The organism is Bradyrhizobium sp. AUGA SZCCT0176, from assembly GCF_018130145.1.
In the GTDB taxonomy this organism is placed as follows: Bacteria; Pseudomonadota; Alphaproteobacteria; order Rhizobiales; family Xanthobacteraceae; genus Bradyrhizobium.
Genome location: NZ_JAFCMB010000002.1, coordinates 140,870 through 159,011 on the forward strand (window position 1 = coordinate 140,870; position 18,142 = coordinate 159,011).

Consider the following 18,142-nt stretch of genomic DNA (forward strand, 5'->3'; position numbering starts at 1 on the left):
CCATGCGCAAGCTTCTCACCGTCATTGTGCTTCTGATCGTCGGCTTCCTCGTCGTCGTGCAGTTCAGCCCGTCGCTGACCCGCGGTGAGCAAACCACATCGAGCGAGCGCCGCACCGCGCCGGAATTCGCCGGAATTTCGGCCTGGCTGAATTCTCCGCCGCTGACGCTGGAAAGCCTGCGCGGCAAGGTCGTGCTGGTGCAGTTCTGGACCTATTCCTGCATCAACTGCGTGCGCACCCTGCCCTATGTGACGAAGTGGTACGACACCTACAAGGACAAGGGTTTCGTCGTGGTCGGCATGCACACGCCTGAATTCGCCTTCGAGAGGGAGACGGCGAATGTCGAGACCGCCACCAAGCGCTTCGGTATCAAATACCCGGTTGCTCAGGACAATCAGTACCGCACCTGGCGCGCCTTCGGTAATCAGTATTGGCCGGCCGGATATCTGATCGACAGGTCCGGCACCATCGTCGCGACGCAGTTCGGCGAAGGCGGCTACCAGCAGATGGAGAACACGATCGCCCGCCTCGTCGGCGAAGCCACGCCGTCCGCGCAGGCAAGCGATCCGGATCTCGCCGGCATCGAAACGCCCGAACTCTATCTCGGGTCGGAGAAGAACGACGGCGCCATCGTGGCCTCGCAGGATTCCGCAGCCGGAGAGCGATCCTACGCGCTGCCGGACAGCGTGCCGCAAGGTCGCTTCGCGCTCGGTGGCGATTGGAAGCTGGTTGGCGACAGCGCCACCGCCTCGGCAGACGGTAGCGAGATCGTGCTCCGCTTCAACGCGCCCAAGGTCAATCTGGTCGCGGGAAGCGCGTTGCCGCAAGCGGTCTCCGTCACCGTGGACGGCACGGCGCAACCGCCGGTCACCATCGATGGAAGCCGGCTTTATCCTCTCTACAGCGGCAGCAGCGGCGAGCATGTGTTGCGCCTGAAAGTGCCCAAGGCCGGCCTGAGCGCTTACACCTTCACGTTCGGTTGACCGGTTAGGTTCGGCCGCGCGCCGCTGGCGCAGGCCTGTTCGACGCAGCGGCTGGCGCGGAGGATTTTCTCCTCGCTGAACATCGGCCCCACGATCTGCAGGCCGATCGGCAAGCCTTCGACAAAACCACACGGCACCGAGGCCGCGGGCTGGCGGGTGAGATTGAACGGCCACGTCAATGGCGTCCAATCGAACCACTGGGGAAAGCGCGCCGAATCGGGCGTGTCGATGCCGGCGGCGAAGGCGGTGATGGGAATGGTCGGCGTCAGCAAGAGATCGTAGTGCTGATGGAAGTGATGCATCTGCTGGCTGAGCGTGCGCATGTCGGCATAGGCCGCCTGCAATTCGCTCGCCGAAATATCCTGGGCGGCGATGACCAGTCGCAGCAGGCCAGGATCGAGCGCCGCCAGTTGCGCGCCGTCGAAATCGCGCACCACAGCGGCATGCGATGCGCCCCAGATCACTTCCAGTGCAGGCTGCGCAGCTGACAGATCCAGATCAATGCTCTTCACGTCGGCGCCGGCCTTCACCAGTGCGTCGATGGCCGGCTGCATGCCGGCGACGACTGCAGGCTCGGTGACCGGGAAGCCGAGATCGGGCGACCATGCGATTTTCATTCCCGCCACCCCCTGGTCGAGGCCGTCGAGATAGTCGATGCCGCGATAGGGAATGGCGAAGGAATCCCGCGCATCGGGGCGCGTCAGCACGTTCAGCAGCAGCGCGCTGTCGGCGACGTCGCGCGACAGGCCGCCATAGACCGCGAGCGTTCCCATCGGCCCCAGCAAATTCGGCACCACGCCGTAGCTCGGCTTCAATCCGAACACACCGCTGAATGCGGCGGGGATGCGGATCGAGCCGCCGCCATCGCCGCCGGTGGCCAGCGGCACGACGCCCGCCGCAACCAGGGCGGCCGAGCCGCCGCTGGAGCCGCCGGGCGTGCGGGAAGTATCCCAGGGGTTGCGCGTGATGCCGGTCAGCGGGCCGTGCGTAATCCCCTTCCAGCCGAATTCCGGAGTCGTTGTCTTGCAGAAGAACACCGCGCCGGCCTCACGCAGCCGCGCGACACCCGGCGTATCTTCGGCGCTGGGCGCCGTTGCGGTCGAATGCGAGCCGATGCGCATCGGCCACCCCTTGACATGTCCGGTGTCCTTGATCGCGACCGGCACGCCGTCGAGCGGCCCCATTGGCTCACCGCGACGCCAGCGTTCCGCCGACTCTGCAGCTAATCGTCTCCCCTGCGGCTCATCCAGCAGGCACGTGGCATTGAGAGCCGGATTGACCGCATGCAGTCGCGCCAGGGTCGCTTCCAACACATCGACCGGCGACAGGTCGCCCTTGGCGAAGCGCCGGGTCATCTCGCGGGCGGAAAGCCAGTTCATATCGTCGGACATCGCGCGGGCTACTCGGCGGCTTCGCGCGCGGGGACGCTCGGCTCGATATCGCATTGCAGGATATCGGTGAAGCGGTTGAAGGCGCCACACAGGGCGATGCGCCAGGTCAGTTCGACAATCTGGGCTTCGGAGAAATGGTCGCGAAGGCGGGTAAAGATTTCGTCGCGGGTCTTGCTCCAGTTATTGTTCACCGCAACGGAATATTCGACCACGAGCTTGTCGACGGCGTCGAGTTCCGGATGGTCGTTGTAGTCGAGCAGCCGTTCGGCGCCCGCTTCCGATACGCCCTGGATCGCCAGTTTCGGCGCGTGGTGCGAAACGCAATAGTCGCACTTGTTCAACAGGGACACCGCGACCAGCGCGATCTCCAGATGCCGTTTCGACAAGGTGCCGCTCTCGGCGAGATCAACCAGCAGCGACCACGTATGCTTGAAGATCGGCGGCCGGTGCGCCATCACACCCGCCTGGTTCTCGAACGCGCCATAGGTCGTCATCTTGTCCCACAGCGGCTGCAACTCAGCCGGGAGATCGTTCTTGGTCTTGATCGACACGCGTGACATGGATTTATCCTTGGCCGAGGATGAGAATTGCGGTGATGTTGCCACAGACAGACAGATTTGGCGCGGCCTGCCTGGAATAGCAGGTCTGTCCGTGGTGAGTATTGTCAAACATGACTCCACCCATGCGTCGTCCCGGCGAACGCCGGGACCCATACCGCGTGGCGCCCGTTGTTGAAGAAGACCGCTAACGCCAGCGCTCCCGCCGATGGGCCGCGGAGTATCGGTCCCGGCTCAAAGGCCGGGACGATATGAGGAGAATTCCTGCTGCATATCTAGGACATGAATTCGCGTTCTCGCGGCGCATTGCGCCCGAGGTTTTTCAAGAGTTTCCGCCCCTCTCCAATCCGAGGGCGCAGGGAAGACCGGGTGCGCGCTGCACCCGCGGTCTCGTGTGCAATTGTGCAACAAGAGTGCGCACAGGAGCATACAGGTCCAGCGGAGAGCATCCGGCCTTCCCTGCGCAATGGCTTTACGGCTTACTTCGTGCTCTCCTCGGTCGGGCCGAGCTCGTTGTCACCGTCATCAGTCAGAAGCCTGAGCTTTCCACCAACTTGACGCCAGCATCGGGGCGTCGGGACCACACGACTTCACCGTACGCTTCAGAGCGCTCGTCAGCCGCAACTGTTGCGTCCATCGCAACCCGTCCAACGTCCGTGACGACGGCCGACGCCCTCTGAGTGGGACGGGATGGCGAGAAATATGCCCCTGATTTGCCCTTCTGGAAACGCGAAATATTTTTTATTTCGGGACTTGACGTCAATTACGAAAATCGGAAATGATTTGCCCGACGGGTTGTTTTGTCGCACCCTGCGACCCAACTTTCGGCATTGCGAGTGCGACGGGTCGCGCGAATGCGCGCCCGATGAAAGCTCCGCGACGCAATCCATCGCGCCACTCGCGAGGTTCACGCGCGCCATCGTGTGCGCTACAACAGCTCATGACCATCCGTCCCATCGTCCGCTATCCCGACCCGCGCCTTGCGCTCACCGCGCAGCGAGTGACCGCGTTCGACGGCGCGCTGCGCGAGCTGGCGACGGATATGCTCGAGACCATGCACGCCGCGCCCGGCATCGGCATCACCGCGCCGCATATCGGCGTCTCGCTTCGCGTCGTCGTGCTCGATCTCGACCCGGTCGACGGCGCACGGACCTATGTCAATCCGGAGATCGTCTGGGCCTCCCCCGAGATGATCATGCATCAGGAAGGCAGCGTCTCGATGCCCGGCGTCAACGACGACATCGAGCGACATGCCCGGTTGCGGATCAGCTATCATGACGTCGACGGCCATGCCCGAACCGAAGAATCGCAAGGCCTCCGCGCGGTCTGCCATCAGCATGAGATCGATCAGCTCAACGGGATTTTCTGGATCAGGCGGCTGTCCCGGCTGAAGCGCGAGCGGCTGATCAAGCGGTTTGAGAAAGTGTCGCGGGGTTGAGGAGCGATCAGTCGCCGGCCGCAATGACAGAACGTATTGCGCCGACCAATCTGGATTAATTGAAATTTGTACCAATATTCCTATGTCCACATGTAACGAGGTGCCTGCAGTGAAAATGGTGGTCTTGGGAGCAACGGGAACGACCGGCGGGCTCGTCGTGGACGAGGCGCTGGCGGCCGGGCATGACGTGACCGCCTTTGTCCGCAACGCCGGGGCGGTCACGCCGCGTCAACGGCTCACGGTCGTCAGCGGTTCGATCGAGGACGAGGCCGCCATGTGCAAGGCCTTCGTGGGGGCGGATACCGTCATCTCCTGCCTCGGCGCCCGCGTTACGGTCGGTACCCTGCTCCGGGGAACCGATTTTCAACGGCGAATGCTGCCCAAGGTTATTTCGGCGATCAATCAGGCGGGAGTGAAGCGCTTCGTCCTTATGTCCTCCTTCGGTGTTGGCGAAACGGCGGCGAAGGCGTCGCTGCTTCCCAGGATTCTGTTCTACTACTTCATCGCCAAGAGGCTGTTCGACGACAAATCCATTGCCGAGCAGGCGCTCTCCCGTTGCGAAGCGAACTGGACCGCGGTCTATCCAGTGAGCCTGTGGAAGGGACCGCCCGATCCCGCCTGGGATCTCGTGGCACTGAACAAGGTGCGCAACGTTCCGGGTCTTCCCAAACTGGCCTTCGCCACCGTCGCGAAAGTGCTGGTCGCTTTGGCCTCCGACCAGACCCAGGCCGGTCAGAAACTGCTGCAGACCGTGCCGGGCGGATGGCGCTGACAGGCTGGCGCGTCGCTGGCTTGCTGCGCCGATCTGCATTGCTGATTGCGGTGACACGGCGCTTTTCTCGTTGCGATACGCCGCCATCCAATCAGGCAGACTGCGGAACGCGCGCGATGACCTTGATCTCGAAATCGAAGCCAGCCAGCCAGTTCACGCCCACCGCGGTCCAGTTCGGATAAGGCGCCTCGCCGATCGCCTTCAGCCGGATCGGGCCAATCGTCTCCCACTGCCTGGCCGGGTCGGTGTGGAAGGTGGTGACGTCGACGACGTCGTCGAAGGTACAGCCGGCGGCCTTCAGCACGGCGGCGAGATTGTCGAAGGCGAGCTGGACCTGCTTTTCGAACACCGGCTCGGGCGAGCCGTCATCGCGGCTGCCGACCTGGCCGGAGACGAACAGCAGGTCGCCGGAGCGGATCGCCGCCGAATAGCGGTTGATTTCGTATAGCGCCTGCCGGCCGGCAGGGAAGATCGCGTCGCGCTTGGCCATCGGTTCACTCCATTCGAACAGGCAAGACCCGGCCGCAACGGTCGCGGCCGGCGGGAGCATTGATATACGCCCCGTATGCCGCTATATCTGTTCATACGCGCCGTATGTCAATGGCATACGCGGCGTATGTTTTTTGATGGGAGTTGGCTTTGGTCGCAAAGCGACGGGCGCAGATGGTGGAGAAGACCCGGGCCAAGCTCATCAGGGCCGCCCGCAAGGCGTTTGCGGCGGAGGGCTACGCGGCGGCGTCGATGGACGATCTGACCGCCAAGGCCGGCCTGACGCGCGGCGCGCTCTACCACAATTTCGGCGACAAGAAGGGCCTGCTGCAGGCGGTGATCGACCAGATCGACGCGGAAATGGTGGCGCGGATGCGCGCCGTCCAGGACCGGGCCAAGACCGCGTGGCTCGGATTTCTCGACGCCAACATCGCCTTTATCGAGATGGCGCTGGAGCCGGAGATCCAGCGCATCATGCTGCTGGACGGGCCGGCCGTGCTCGGCGATCCCTCGCGATGGCCGAACCAGAACGAGTGCCTGCGCACCACGACGCAAACCATCCAGGCGCTGATCGATGCGAAAACCGTCAGGCCGGTGGATGCGGAAGCGGCCGCCCGGCTGCTCAATGGCGCCGCGCTCAGCGCCGCGCTGTGGATTGCCGCGGCCGACGATCCCCGCGCCGTTCTTGCCAAGGCAGTCGCGGCGTTCCGGCATCTTGCGGTCGGATTGCTGCAAATCGAGCAATGACGTCGCAATAGTCACAGCAACTTCACCGCTGCGCCAGGCGCTTCTCATAACGCCAGATTTCGAGATCGAACGGGCCGTCAACGGTATCGAGGCGGTTGACCATCGTCCGGGCGAGATACCATCCGCTCTTCTCGTAAAATTTTGCGGCGCGCGAATTGCCGATCGCACAGGCGAGCCAGGCCGTCTCGACGCCGCGCTGCGACATCTGCACCTCCGCATCCGCGATCAGCGTGGCCGCGACACCCGTGCCGCGCGATGCCGATGTGACGTAGAACTGATTGAGTTCATCGCCCTTCAGCATCGCAAAGCCCAATGGCGCGCCCAGCGGGCCGACCACCCGCACATCGGCAAGCGCGGCGGACATCCGTTCGGCAAAATCTTCAAACGTGCGGGCACGCGCCAGCGCCGGCGGCAGGATCGCCGCGTGGGCATCCTGCCAGCCGTCAGACCACAGGCGTGTCAGCACGCTGGTTTCGGAGGGGTCGGCGGGTCTTGGCTTCATCGCGTCAACATTATCCTCAGTCATATCGGTTGGAAACCTCATCAATCCGACGGCGAAGTTGACTCCGCCGGCGACAAAAGCAATACTTCGCTACATGGTGAAGTATCAAACGTCCCGTATGGACCGCACGTTTTCCGCGCTCGCCGATCCTACCCGGCGGGCCGTCCTGCTACGGCTGAAGGAAAAACCCGGGCTTTCGGTGAGCGAGCTCGCCCGGCCGTTTTCGCTGAAACTGCCTGGAATGATGAAGCATCTGGATGTGCTGTCCGATGCGGGATTGATCAAGCGCACCAAAACCGGTCGCACCGTGTCGGTCCATCTTTCGGTCCGGCCGATGCGGGAGGCCATGGAGTGGCTCAAACGGTATGAGCGGCTCTGGACGGTCAGCCTCGATCGCCTTGTTGCGCTCGTGGAAGAGGACGGCGAGCGATGACGTGGAGCCTGCCGAGCGTGACCATCGTGCGCAGAATAAAGGCCTCGCCCGCCAGGGTTTGGGCGGCGATCACGCAGCCCAAACTGATGATGCAGTGGTGGGGTCCTGATGCCGGGCCGACACTGCGCGCCGAGGCGGACGTGCGGCCGGGAGGCCGCTTCAGCGTCGTCTTCCGGTTGCTGAACGGCGAGGAGCACAATCCCACCGGAATTTATCAGGAGGTGATTCCCGAAAGGAAGCTGGTGTTCACCTGGGACTTGCCGGGAACGAGGGAACGCGAGTCGCTGGTCACGTTTCTGCTTGAGCCTGACGACGGCGGCACCAGGCTGACATTGCGACACGAGCATCTTCCCGACGAAGAGGCGCGCAAGAGTCACGAGCAAGGCTGGAGCGGCCTGCTCGACAAACTACCCGTCTTTCTCGAGGTTTTTTCTGGAGAAGCCGAATGAGCGACCTGATCCTCACCACCTTCGATTGGGTTCCCGAACCGCCGCGCGGCTATGTGCGTGACATCCGGGTGCGTTGGGCGCTGGAAGAGGCAGGCCTGCCCTACCGGGTCGAGAGCGTGCCGTTTCGCGATCGGAGCGCCGAACATTTCGCCCACCAGCCCTTCGGCCAGGTGCCGTGGTTGACCGATGGCGACATCTCGATTTTCGAGAGCGGCGCGATGCTGCTGCATCTCGGCGAGCGCAGCAACGCGCTGATGCCCAGTGATCCGCGCGCTCGCAGCGATACGAAGCAATGGCTGTTCGCGGCGCTCAACTCCGTCGAGATGGCCAGCCTGCCCTGGTCCCTGCTCATCTTTTCCGGCAACACCGGCGACACGCCGGCCTGGAAACTCTTTGACGGGTTCCTCCATCAGCACCGGCTCAAACACATGGAGGCCGTGCTGGCAGGACGCGAATGGCTCGCCGGGACATTTTCCGTCGCCGACATACTCATGGCGGATGTGCTGCGCCTCGTCGCCCGGTTCGACGGCCTCGCAAAATATCCCGCCTGTCACGACTATGTCGCGCGCGCCACGGCCCGAGCGTCTTTCGTGAAGGCGCACGCAGACCAGTTGGCGCATTTTGCTGCGGCAGATGCAGCTTGAGATTTCTTCACCGCGTTTTCGAACCTCGTCGGCACCCAAGCGACGCCGTGTGACATCCGTCACAGCGACGGGAGGCGTCCTGCGGCATTGATCTGCCCATCGACGGCGGAATGGTCCGCCCGACCTGACAAGGAGTGGACGACAATGCAGAACATGGAACAGAAGACCTCGGAAATCCGCGAATTGACCGATGCAGAGCTCGAGGCGATCAGCGGCGGTAACATCTTCGGCGACATCGGGCGCTGGATCGTTCGCCGTTTGAAAGGAGACGGCGACCTTCGCCGTGCGACCGACCGCCCGAACTAAATCATCTTCCAGACTGACCCCCGCGGCGGGAGCCGCAATCGCGGGGGTCAGGCTGTGGGCTTTTGCTGCCAATCCCCGACGGCCGTTCGTCATGGCCGCGTGCTCGATTTTGGCGAGGTGCCGAAGGCGCGGCGAAACGCGTGCCCGAACGCGCTCTGGGAGGTGTAACCGACCTCGGCCGCTACGCGTGCGACGTCCGATCCACCGCGCGCCAGTGCTGCGCGCGCAAGCGTCAAGCGCCATGCCCGCACATAGCTGAGCGGCGCCTTTCCCACGCGGCGGGCGAACTCCGCGCAGAAGGCCGCGCGCGACATACCAGCGATCCCCGCGAGGCGCGCCGTCGTCCATGGTTGCGCGATGTCGGCATGGATTGATTGCAGCGCGCGGCCGATGCGCCGGTCGGTCAAGGCGCCAAGCCACCCAACCCCGGTTGCGTCGGCGTTGCCGGCATGAACGCGGATCGCCTCGATCAAAAGCACATCAGCGAGGCGGGCGGAGACGAGTTCGTTGCCAAGATCGGCCCGCTCGGCTTCATCATTCAGCAGCGCGAGGATGTTCGCGACCGCGCCGGCCCCATCCGATCGCCCTGGAACGAGCAGAAAGGCCGGCAGCATATCAAGCAGGAACACCGGGTTCCCGGGCGCGAAGGTGACGCCGCCGCCCAGCATGACGGTGTCATTGCCACCAAGGCGGAGCACATCGCTGCCGAGCTCGTCGAACAACCGCGCGCCGTCGACCGGCGGCAGCGTCGGATTGCTGGCGACCGCGTAGCCGGTTCGCCCGATCAGGCAGACATCCCCTTTGCTCATGGGCTGCGGATCGCGGTCGGGAAGCATCAACCAGCACGTTCCGCGCAGCACCGCCACGAACTTCAGCCGGTCAAGCGCCGGGAACGCCAGCGCCCAATCGCCCGCAGCTTCCAGACGTGTCAGGCGGGTGACGTGCGCGTCCAGCGCCGCCAAAACATCCGATAGCGCGCCGATCATAGGCCTGGACGATTGCGATACATTCATGGACGCACGAGCATAGCTGATCCTGCCGCCGATACCCACCTGCGTTTGCGAAGGAGCAAAACGATGGGAATCACGGGTAAGGTTGTGGTCATCACCGGGGCCAGCAGCGGCATCGGGCGCGCAACGGCGAGGCTGCTTGCAGCGCACGGCGCCCTGGTCGTGCTGGGAGCCCGGCGCGAGGATGTCCTGGTACGGGTTGCTGATGAGATTCTCGCAGCGGGAGGCCAGGCGACGTTCAAGGTCACTGACGTCCGGCATCGTGCCGACCTCGAAGCCCTTGTCGCACTGGCGGTCGAGCGCGGCGGCAAGCTGGACGTCTTGGTGAACAACGCCGGGATCGGGCCGATTTCGCGCTTCGATGCGCTGCGCGTCGAGGATTGGGATGCCATGATCGATGTCAACCTGCGCGGCACGCTCTACGGAATCGCTGCCGCCTTGCCGATCTTCGGGCGTCAGCGATCCGGCCACGTCATCAACGTGGTCTCGACCGCTGGCCTCAAGATTCTCCCGACCATGGGCGTCTATGCGGCGACCAAGAACGCCGTGCGGACCATCAGCGAAGCGCTGCGTCAGGAGGCGGGACCGCATCTGAGAGTGACCGAAATATCCCCCGGCATGATATCGACCGACTTCGCAAACTCGATGACCGACCCCGCCGTCAAGGCAGCGATCGCAGCGCGCAGCGCCGACATTGCGATCCCGCCGGAGTCGATTGCGCGCGGCATTGCCTACGCGATCGAGCAGCCGGACGAGGTCGATGTCGGAAGCATCGTCATCCGGCCGACGGCACAGGACTAATGGCGCGAGAGGTGTGTGCTTCTCCGGACGCGATGATTTTGATTTCATAGCTATTCCCACGTCATTGCGAGGAGCGAAGCGACGAAGCAATCCATTCTTTCTTTTGCGTGGCGACATGGATTGCTTCGCTTCGCTCGCAATGAAGGGGAGAGAACGGCGCCCAAATCGAGTTGTCATTCCGGGGCTCGCGAAGCGAGAGCCCGGAAGCCATCGGGCGGCAGCACATGCGGGCTGATGGATTCCGGGCTCGCGCTGCGCGCGCCCCGGAATGACGACGTGGTATGCCGTCAATGCACGCGCCAGCCCTCACCGCCCCTCACCCTCCCGCCATCAAATCCTTCGCCAGCGCCATGTAGGCCGGCAGCGTGACGGGGTCGTTGGCGGCGTTGCCGGCGGCGGGGTGCGAGGCGTAGCGCGCGATCACCATTTCGGCTTTCGGATCGATATAGATGCCCTGGCCGTGAACGCCGCGCGCCATGTAGGCGCCGTGGGCGTTGTGCGTCACCCACCACTGGTTCCGGTAGGACGCGCCCGGCAGCGTGGTGTAGCCGGCCGGCTTGAATTTTTCGGGATCGCCGCCGTGCGCGATGTCCTCGACCACTTCTGACGGCACGATCTGGCGGCCGTTGAAGCGGCCGTGATTGCGGATGGTTTCGCCGAAGCGGGCAAGATCGCGCAGCGTGGTCGAAAGTCCGCCACCGCCGCTTTCGGTGCCGATGCGGTCGACGTGATAATGCGCGTCCTCCTCCGCACCCATCGGCGCCCAGATGCGCTCGGAGAGCAGATCGGACAGCGTCATCCCGCTCGCGCGCCTGACAATCCAGGCGAGCACGTCGGAATTGACGGTCTTGTAGGCAAAAGCCTTGCCGTGCTCACCCTGCTTCCGCTGCGTGCACAGGAAATCGAAAATACTGGTGGCGCCCTCATGGCCCGGCTCGATCGGCGCCATACCGTTGGCGCGCCGCAGGGCGAACACGCCGGAATTCTTGTCGGTATAAACTTCGGTGTATTCGAGTCCCGTGGTCATATCCATCGCCTCGCGCACCCGCGCGTCGCCAAACGCGCTGGCCTTCAGCTCCGGCACGTACTCCGTGACCGGCGCTTGCGGATCGATCTTGCCCTCCGCGATCAAAATGCCGGCGAGCGTGCCGGTGAACGATTTTGTGACCGACATCGCGATATGCGGCTTGTGCGGCTTCAGCGCGCCGAAATAGCGCTCGTAGATCAGCTTGCCCCGATGCAGGACGGCGATGCCATCGGCATAGGTCTCCTCGAGCATGCGCTCAAAGGTCATCGGCCGGCCATCCATCGTGACCGACTTGGACGCGCCGATATCGTGGTCCGCACGCGGCAGCACGGACGCGGGCCCAGCCCCGCGCCAGACGTTTACGGTCGGCACCAGTTGGCGGATATTGCTCCAGGCCCAACGCAGTTCGGGGAAGCTGCGGAAGGAGCCGTTGTGGAAGGCGATGGTTTTGTCCGGCGGCGGCGGGAAGCCCTGCATCCAGCCGAGGGATTGGGGGTCGGTTTCGGCGGCTGTTGGAGTTGGTTGGGCGGCTGCGACGGACATGAAGGCTGGCTCCGGAGGGGCGATAGAGGATTCGTAGCATGGGGCCGCACGGGAGGCAGCCTGCGTTTGAGGCTGAGGGTCATGCGTTCGCATGCTCGCGGCACCCCTCTCCGTCGTTCCCCCGATGCGCAGTTGCACATCGGGGAATGGCGGAGGCTACTCGTTGATCTCGGGCTCGACCAACTTCGCCAGGTTTCGCAGCGACTCCTGCCAACCGAGATAGCAAGCCTCGACTGGAATGACGTCCGGCACACCGGCCTGCTCGATATTCACCTCGGTGCCGACCAACACCTTCTTCAGCGTCACGGTCACCTGCATCTCGCCGGGCAGGCCCGGATCGTCGAATGTATTGGTGTAGCGCAGACGTTCGCCCGGAACGAGCTCGTCATATTTGCCGCCGAACGAGTGGCTTTTTTCCGTCGTGAAGTTCCGGAAGGACATCTTGAACGTACCGCCGACCTTCGGCTCTTGATGGTGCACGGTGCAGGCAAAGCCGTTCGGCGGAAGCCATTTCGCAAGCGCATCCGCTTCGAGGAACGCGCGATAGACTTTTTGCGGGCTGGTTGTCAGGACACGGTGCAAACGGATGGTGCTGGGCATGCTGATGGACCTCTTGGATTGCAGGTTGGTGCCCCGAGGACGAACGAGACTTGATCGAGCCGACATGGGGCCTGGGATTATTTAAAGAACCGTCGCATTGAAACAATACGGTGGCGTGGGTCCGCATTCTCGCGGCACGACATGCCCAAGCTATTGCTTTGGTTTCGCCCTCTGATGACAGAGGGCGCAGGGAAGGCCGGGTGCGCGCTGCACCCGCGGTCTCGTGTGCGATTGTGCATAAGAATGCTGCACACGAGCATACAGGGCAGCGGGGAACACCCAGCCTTCCCTGCGCAATGGCTTTACGGCTTATGACGCGCTCTCCCCGGTGAGACGGCCTCTATTGCCACCGTCGCCTCTGGTCAGCGTTAGCCTCCCAAAAGCTTGACGCCGTTACGGGCGCCAGGACCACACGCTTTTGCCGTACGCCTCTGCCGCGCCCGTCAAGCGCAACATCGGCGTCCATCGCAACCCGCCCAACGTTCGTGACGATGGCCGACGCCCCTCATGGCAGGACGGGATGGGCAGATATGTGCCGGTGATTTGGGGTACGTGGAAAGAAGAATATTTTTGATTTACAGAACTTTTGTACTCGACATGAATTCCGCTAATCCGAACTGATTTGCCCGTCGGGTTGTTTTGTCGCAGGGGAAGACGCAACTCAACTTCGTTGTTGCGTGCGAAGCGACGCAGTTCGTGGGGCGGGTTAGCGAAAGCGTAACCCCGACATCAACGAGTTCATCGGGTGCTCAAATCATCGCCTTTCGCGCCACAACGAACGGCCGCGCGTCCTTACCGCGCGAGGCGTGGCGCGCAAGTTCGATGATTTCAAATCCCGCCGACGCGATCTCGCGCTCCAGATCCTCCGCGGACAGGAACGTCACATGGGGTGCCTTGCCGATGAACTGCGCCAAGGGCACTGCGATCCGCAGCAGCGGATTCATTTCCTTCAGGCATGGCGTCTTCGAAAGGAACAGCCCGCCAGGCCGCAGCAGCCGATGGATGCCTCGCAAGACCGCGGCGCGGTCGGCCACCAGATGCAGGACATTGAAGCCGAACGCGACGTCAAAACTTCCGTCGGGCCACTGCGCCACCTCGGGCCGCGCCACCTCGAACGTGATATTGGCGCAGCCTTCGGCGTGAGCCTTCTCACGCGCGATCGCGATCATTTCGCCGGACAGGTCGGTCGCCATGATGCGCCCGACCGATGGCGCAAGTCTAAGCGCCGTCGTTCCCGTCCCGCATCCGAACTCGAAAGCCGCCTCATTGCCGTTGAGATAATGTCGCGTTCGCTCCAGCGTGCGCTCATAGCCCGGCATATCGGCGATCGGATCGGCGGCATATTTGCGCGCGATGCGGTCCCAGAACTGCGCATCATTTGCGGTACGAAACATGGCGCCCCCTGTGCGGAGGCTTCTAGCATATACGGAGGAATTGGAAACTGCGGTTGGCAGCCCGCAGGGCGGGGATTAGCGAAGCGCAACAAGATCCCTGCCTGCTCCCCCGTTGTCGAGCTCCGCGATCGCCACGCTGGGTGGCAGTGCAGCCTGCAGGGCGGGTTAGCGGAAGCGTAACCCGCCGCTCCATTTGTACGTCTAGACAATGCGGTGGATTACGCCTTCGGCTAATCCACCCTACGAGCTAAAGGAAGCCGCTATCAAGAAGTCCGTAGGGCGCGTTAGCGAACCGTAACCCGCCGCCCCGCTAGTGCGTTGCGACAAAACACTGCGGTGGATTACGAATCCACCCCACGAGCTTCGTCGCGACACAACAATACGGTGGATTACGCTAGGTCATCACCATGAGGTTGACGGTAACGCTCTCGAAGATGAACCGTCGTCTGATCGATGCTCGGATAGCGGCAACAACTTCGAGTGAAAAAAAGGCGAAACTCGCTGAAGCTGCGTCTCAATTTCGGCCGCGTACTTTTCGACTGCGAGCCTCCCCTCGTCCGAAAAGGTAATGGCAGAGAGGAGAATCTTGTTGGACGTTCGATTGATGCCCGAAATCTGCATGTGCCGCTTCCAATGGCTGGCGCTCTCCTCCTCTAAAGAGAGATAGCTGAAGACTATCTGCGGCGCTCGGCTTTCGTCTGCGTGACAAACATCGGCCATCGATAGGCACGCCCCGAGCATCTGAATTCGAATCGAATCACTGCCCAGAACAGCATCTGCCTGCAATTCGGAGACACTCTCAACGTGATGACCTCGAATTACTTCGCCGATATAAGTTGCTTCGGATGCTGTCAGGCCCAATTGACCTTGTAATTTACGTAGCTCCGATGCAGCACGAGTTGCATGCTCTGCTCGGGCTCGAGGTTCATCTCCAACGAACTTGGGGATCATACAAATGTCGTGACAGTATGTAGCGCAAAGCAAGCAAAAGGCTTCACTTGGCGAAAAATCGCTTATGTCATCTTCTCCCAGTAGCCAGTCATAGTTCCGCTCAACTCTCTGCACGTGCGATAATCCGTGCGTCGTGTATGAAAGATGAGCACCGGCCTGCGCCCACTCCAAAAGCTTTTCGGCCTGCAGCTCGAAAGTCTTAAAGCGCGCAAATAGAGCGGCGTTTGTACTGCTCAGGTGACCCCGTACTTTCCTCTCATCCTGAATTTTCATCGGGCGTTCTCATCCTCAACAGCAAAAGCTAACCTGTTTAGTTGTATTCTTGCCTAGATAAATCTGAAATTGTAGCAGCATTCAACAAAAAGTCGGGTGACAACTCGGCACCTGGAGACAGATAGGACATGGAGTCGCGAAGCCTTGTGGGGTGACAAACGTCCCCCTACTCCCACTCAATCGTCCCCGGCGGCTTAGACGTCACGTCATACACCACCCGGTTCACGCCCTTCACCTCGTTGATGATCCGCGTCGCGGTCTCGCCGAGGAATTTCATCTCGAAGGGATAGAAGTCGGCGGTCATGCCGTCGGTGGAGGTGACGGCGCGGAGGCCGACGACGTATTCGTAGGTGCGGCCGTCGCCCATCACGCCGACGGTTTTCACCGGCAGCAGCACCGCAAAAGCCTGCCAGATCGCATCGTAGAGGCCGTGTTTTCTGATTTGATCGATATAGACGGCGTCGGCGTTGCGGAGGATGTCGAGCTTTTCTTTTGTGATGTCGCCGGGGCAGCGGATGGCGAGGCCCGGCCCGGGGAATGGATGGCGGCCGACGAAGATTTCGGGGAGGCCCAGTTCGCGCCCGAGCACGCGGACTTCGTCCTTGAACAATTCGCGCAAGGGTTCGACCAGCTTCATGTTCATGCGCGCTGGAAGGCCGCCGACATTGTGGTGGCTCTTGATCGTCACGGACGGGCCGCCGGTGAAGGAGACGCTCTCGATCACGTCGGGGTAGAGCGTGCCCTGCGCCAGGAAATCCGCGCCGCCGATTTTTTTCGCCTCGGCATCGAACACGTCGATGAACAGGCGGCCGATGGTTTTGCGTTTTACTTCGGGATCGGTGACGCCAGCGAGTTCGCCGAGGAACTGTTTTGACGCATCCACGTGCACCAGCGGAATGTTGTAGTGGTGCCGGAACAGGTCGACGACGGTCTTGGCTTCATCGAGCCGCAGCATGCCGTGATCGACGAACACGCAGGTGAGCTGGTCGCCGACCGCCTCGTGGATCAGCACCGCGGCGACGGCGGAATCGACGCCGCCGGAGAGGCCGCAGATCACCCTGCCCTTGCCGACCTGAGCGCGGATCTTTTCGATCGCCTCCTCGCGGAAGGCGCGCATGGTCCAGTCGCCGGTGAGGCCGGAAACTTTCCTGACGAAATTGCGGATCAGTTTGGCGCCGTCGGGCGTGTGCACCACTTCGGGGTGGAACATCAGGCCGTAATATTTGCGCTTCTCGTCCTGGATGACCGCGAACGGCGCATTGGCGCTGACGCCCGCGACCGAAAAGCCCGGCGGCATCTTGGTGATGCGGTCGCCATGGCTCATCCAGACCTGGTGCTTTTCGCCCATGCCCCAGGTGGATTCGAACAGCTGGCTCGCCGCCTTGACCTCGACATCGGCGCGGCCGAATTCGCGGTGATGGCCGCCCTCGACCTCGCCGCCGAGCTGGGCGGCCATGGTCATCTGGCCGTAGCAGATGCCGAGCACGGGAACGCCGGAATCGAAGATCAGCTGCGGCGCGCGGGGCGAGCCGGCCTCATGCACCGATTCCGGGCCGCCGGAGAGGATCACCGCTTTCGGCTTCATCTCCTTGAAGGCTTGCTCCGCCTTCTGGAACGGCACGATCTCGGAATAAACGCCCTCCTCGCGCACGCGGCGGGCGATCAGTTGCGTCACCTGACTGCCGAAATCGACGATCAGAATCTTGTCGTGCGCCGAGGCCACCGAAGGCGTCGACTCTGCTGCGGGCTGTGCTGCTGTCATGGACAGGAATTACGCGACGGGGGCCGCGCTCGCAACCGCACAAACGGGGGACTCACATTCTTCTGCGGGGATGGACAGGCGCCATTATGTCAGTATTATTGACCTAATTTGGGAAACGGAGGAAGCCATGGCAAGCCTGCCCCACGATGCCGCTGATCTCACCGCGCTGGGGCGGGAATGGATTTCCGCCTGGAATTCGCACGATCTGGAACGCGTGCTGGCGATGTATGCCGAGGACAGCGAGATGACGTCCGACCGGATTCCGGCGCTCGGCTTTGAAGCTTCGGGCACGCTGCGCGGCAAGGATTCCCTTCGCGCCTATTGGGGCTTGGCTCTGCAGCGGCTGCCCGGTTTGCGTTTTGAGCTGATCGATACCTTTGTGAGCCCGGACAGCGTGATCGTGTTGTATCAGAACGATCGCGGCGCGAGAATTTGCGAGTATCTGCGGCTGAACGATGAGGGCAGGATCAGGCAGGGTTCGGCCAATCATCTGGTGCATTAGAGGGTGACTTCTCCCTCGCCCCGCACTTCGCGGGGTCGAGACGAGCGAAGCTCGCTCTTAGAGGGTTGGGGTGAGGGGCTCCCTCCGCCATGGTGGTCTAACGATAGACCTGTACCCCCTCACCCGGATTGCTTCGCAATCCGACCTCTCCCCGCAAGCGGGGCGAGGTGACCAAGACGCCGGCAGTTGTGAATTCATCGTTGAGGACGCTCACCCCATGAAAATCCCGACACTCCCCTTCACCGTCACCGACTGGAGCAAGGTCGAGCCAACGACGCACACGGGTGAGACCGGTCAGGCGACGTGGCGGACGTTGAACATCGGCGACTTGCGGGTGCGGATGGTCGAGTACACGCCGGGCTACCTCGCCGATCACTGGTGCGACCGCGGGCATGTGCTTTATGTGCTGGAGGGTGAGCTCGATAGCGAGCTGCGGGATGGGCGGAAGTTCAAGCTCACGCCGGGGATGAGTTACCAGGTGTCGGATTTTGGTGATGCGGCACACCGGTCGTCGACGACGACGGGAGTGAAGCTGTTTATTGTGGATTGATGTTCTCCGTCATTCCGG

General features: G+C 62.6%; 21 protein-coding genes. 11 read left to right on the forward strand and 10 right to left on the reverse strand.

Features of this window, described 5'->3' with window-relative positions:
* Nucleotides 1–2: 2 nt before the first annotated feature.
* The gene (locus JQ600_RS05700; RefSeq protein ID WP_249135720.1) at nt 3–983 is read left to right on the forward strand and encodes a thioredoxin family protein; all 981 of its coding nucleotides are present in this window, start codon (nt 3–5) and stop codon (nt 981–983) included.
* Here the strand turns inward: JQ600_RS05700 and JQ600_RS05705 are convergent.
* Together JQ600_RS05705 and JQ600_RS05710 are read right to left on the reverse strand one after the other, a co-directional pair.
* On the reverse strand, nt 962–2,374 hold the full coding sequence (locus tag JQ600_RS05705) for an amidase (protein ID WP_212264881.1): 1,413 nt from the start codon (nt 2,372–2,374) through the stop codon (nt 962–964). The two genes, JQ600_RS05700 and JQ600_RS05705, sit on opposite strands and share 22 nt — an antisense overlap.
* An 8-nt stretch (nt 2,375–2,382) precedes the next feature.
* On the reverse strand, nt 2,383–2,934 hold the full coding sequence (locus tag JQ600_RS05710; protein ID WP_212388696.1) for a carboxymuconolactone decarboxylase family protein: 552 nt from the start codon (nt 2,932–2,934) through the stop codon (nt 2,383–2,385).
* A 937-nt stretch (nt 2,935–3,871) separates the two neighbouring features.
* Here JQ600_RS05710 and JQ600_RS05715 point away from each other — a divergent pair.
* Nucleotides 3,872–4,369, forward strand: a complete 498-nt coding sequence (locus JQ600_RS05715) for a peptide deformylase (RefSeq protein WP_212264883.1) — start codon at nt 3,872–3,874, stop codon at nt 4,367–4,369.
* Between the two features lie 115 nt (nt 4,370–4,484).
* Nucleotides 4,485–5,141, forward strand: coding sequence for an NAD(P)-dependent oxidoreductase (locus tag JQ600_RS05720; protein ID WP_249135743.1), 657 nt, complete (start codon nt 4,485–4,487; stop codon nt 5,139–5,141).
* Between the two features lie 91 nt (nt 5,142–5,232).
* Here the strand turns inward: JQ600_RS05720 and JQ600_RS05725 are convergent, their stop codons facing one another.
* Nucleotides 5,233–5,631: a RidA family protein gene (locus JQ600_RS05725; protein ID WP_212264885.1), complete on the reverse strand. Its 399-nt coding sequence runs from the start codon at nt 5,629–5,631 to the stop codon at nt 5,233–5,235.
* Between the two features lie 149 nt (nt 5,632–5,780).
* Between JQ600_RS05725 and JQ600_RS05730 the strand changes: the two genes are divergently transcribed.
* Nucleotides 5,781–6,377: a TetR/AcrR family transcriptional regulator gene (locus JQ600_RS05730; protein ID WP_249135721.1), complete on the forward strand. Its 597-nt coding sequence runs from the start codon at nt 5,781–5,783 to the stop codon at nt 6,375–6,377.
* A 22-nt stretch (nt 6,378–6,399) separates the two neighbouring features.
* Here JQ600_RS05730 and JQ600_RS05735 read toward each other — a convergent pair whose 3' ends face one another.
* Nucleotides 6,400–6,879, reverse strand: coding sequence for a GNAT family N-acetyltransferase (locus JQ600_RS05735; RefSeq protein WP_212388698.1), 480 nt, complete (start codon nt 6,877–6,879; stop codon nt 6,400–6,402).
* A 118-nt stretch (nt 6,880–6,997) separates the two neighbouring features.
* Between JQ600_RS05735 and JQ600_RS05740 the strand changes: the two genes are divergently transcribed.
* The 4 genes from JQ600_RS05740 (at nt 6,998) to JQ600_RS05755 (ending at nt 8,711) form a co-directional block, all read left to right on the forward strand.
* The gene (locus JQ600_RS05740; protein WP_249119179.1) at nt 6,998–7,312 is read left to right on the forward strand and encodes an ArsR/SmtB family transcription factor; all 315 of its coding nucleotides are present in this window, start codon (nt 6,998–7,000) and stop codon (nt 7,310–7,312) included.
* On the forward strand, nt 7,309–7,761 hold the full coding sequence (locus tag JQ600_RS05745; protein WP_212388703.1) for an SRPBCC domain-containing protein: 453 nt from the start codon (nt 7,309–7,311) through the stop codon (nt 7,759–7,761). Before JQ600_RS05740 ends, JQ600_RS05745 begins: the two co-directional genes overlap by 4 nt.
* Nucleotides 7,758–8,405 carry a glutathione S-transferase family protein gene (locus JQ600_RS05750; protein WP_212388828.1) on the forward strand — a complete coding sequence of 216 codons (648 nt, stop codon included), beginning with the start codon at nt 7,758–7,760 and terminating at the stop codon, nt 8,403–8,405. Before JQ600_RS05745 ends, JQ600_RS05750 begins: the two co-directional genes overlap by 4 nt.
* Before the next feature lie 153 nt (nt 8,406–8,558).
* Nucleotides 8,559–8,711 (forward strand): hypothetical protein, encoded by a 153-nt coding sequence (locus JQ600_RS05755; protein WP_212388704.1) that lies wholly within the window; start codon nt 8,559–8,561, stop codon nt 8,709–8,711.
* A gap of 89 nt (nt 8,712–8,800) precedes the next feature.
* Here the strand turns inward: JQ600_RS05755 and JQ600_RS05760 are convergent, their stop codons facing one another.
* Nucleotides 8,801–9,763: an AraC family transcriptional regulator gene (locus tag JQ600_RS05760; RefSeq protein WP_312017242.1), complete on the reverse strand. Its 963-nt coding sequence runs from the start codon at nt 9,761–9,763 to the stop codon at nt 8,801–8,803.
* A gap of 24 nt (nt 9,764–9,787) precedes the next feature.
* On the opposite strand from JQ600_RS05760, the gene JQ600_RS05765 reads away from it, so the two are divergent.
* Nucleotides 9,788–10,522 carry an SDR family oxidoreductase gene (locus JQ600_RS05765; protein ID WP_212388708.1) on the forward strand — a complete coding sequence of 245 codons (735 nt, stop codon included), beginning with the start codon at nt 9,788–9,790 and terminating at the stop codon, nt 10,520–10,522.
* Between the two features lie 316 nt (nt 10,523–10,838).
* On the opposite strand, the gene JQ600_RS05770 is transcribed toward JQ600_RS05765, so the two are convergent.
* From JQ600_RS05770 to guaA, 5 genes are all read right to left on the reverse strand, one after another.
* Entirely contained in the window at nt 10,839–12,092 is a 1,254-nt protein-coding gene (locus JQ600_RS05770) for a serine hydrolase (protein WP_212388710.1), read from the reverse strand.
* 156 nt (nt 12,093–12,248) lie between these two features.
* Complete coding sequence (locus tag JQ600_RS05775; RefSeq protein WP_212388711.1) at nt 12,249–12,692, reverse strand: SRPBCC family protein; 444 nt, start codon at nt 12,690–12,692, stop codon at nt 12,249–12,251.
* A gap of 749 nt (nt 12,693–13,441) precedes the next feature.
* On the reverse strand, nt 13,442–14,086 hold the full coding sequence (locus tag JQ600_RS05780; RefSeq protein WP_212388713.1) for a class I SAM-dependent methyltransferase: 645 nt from the start codon (nt 14,084–14,086) through the stop codon (nt 13,442–13,444).
* Nucleotides 14,087–14,488: 402 nt separating this feature from the next.
* The gene (locus tag JQ600_RS05785; protein ID WP_212489739.1) at nt 14,489–15,310 is read right to left on the reverse strand and encodes a hypothetical protein; all 822 of its coding nucleotides are present in this window, start codon (nt 15,308–15,310) and stop codon (nt 14,489–14,491) included.
* 166 nt (nt 15,311–15,476) lie between these two features.
* Nucleotides 15,477–17,072: a glutamine-hydrolyzing GMP synthase gene (guaA, locus tag JQ600_RS05790; protein WP_212489740.1), complete on the reverse strand. Its 1,596-nt coding sequence runs from the start codon at nt 17,070–17,072 to the stop codon at nt 15,477–15,479.
* Between the two features lie 127 nt (nt 17,073–17,199).
* Between guaA and JQ600_RS05795 the strand changes: the two genes are divergently transcribed.
* Nucleotides 17,200–17,574: a nuclear transport factor 2 family protein gene (locus JQ600_RS05795; RefSeq protein WP_212388719.1), complete on the forward strand. Its 375-nt coding sequence runs from the start codon at nt 17,200–17,202 to the stop codon at nt 17,572–17,574.
* 217 nt (nt 17,575–17,791) lie between these two features.
* Nucleotides 17,792–18,124, forward strand: coding sequence for a DHCW motif cupin fold protein (locus JQ600_RS05800; protein ID WP_212264897.1), 333 nt, complete (start codon nt 17,792–17,794; stop codon nt 18,122–18,124).
* Nucleotides 18,125–18,142: the final 18 nt, after the last annotated feature.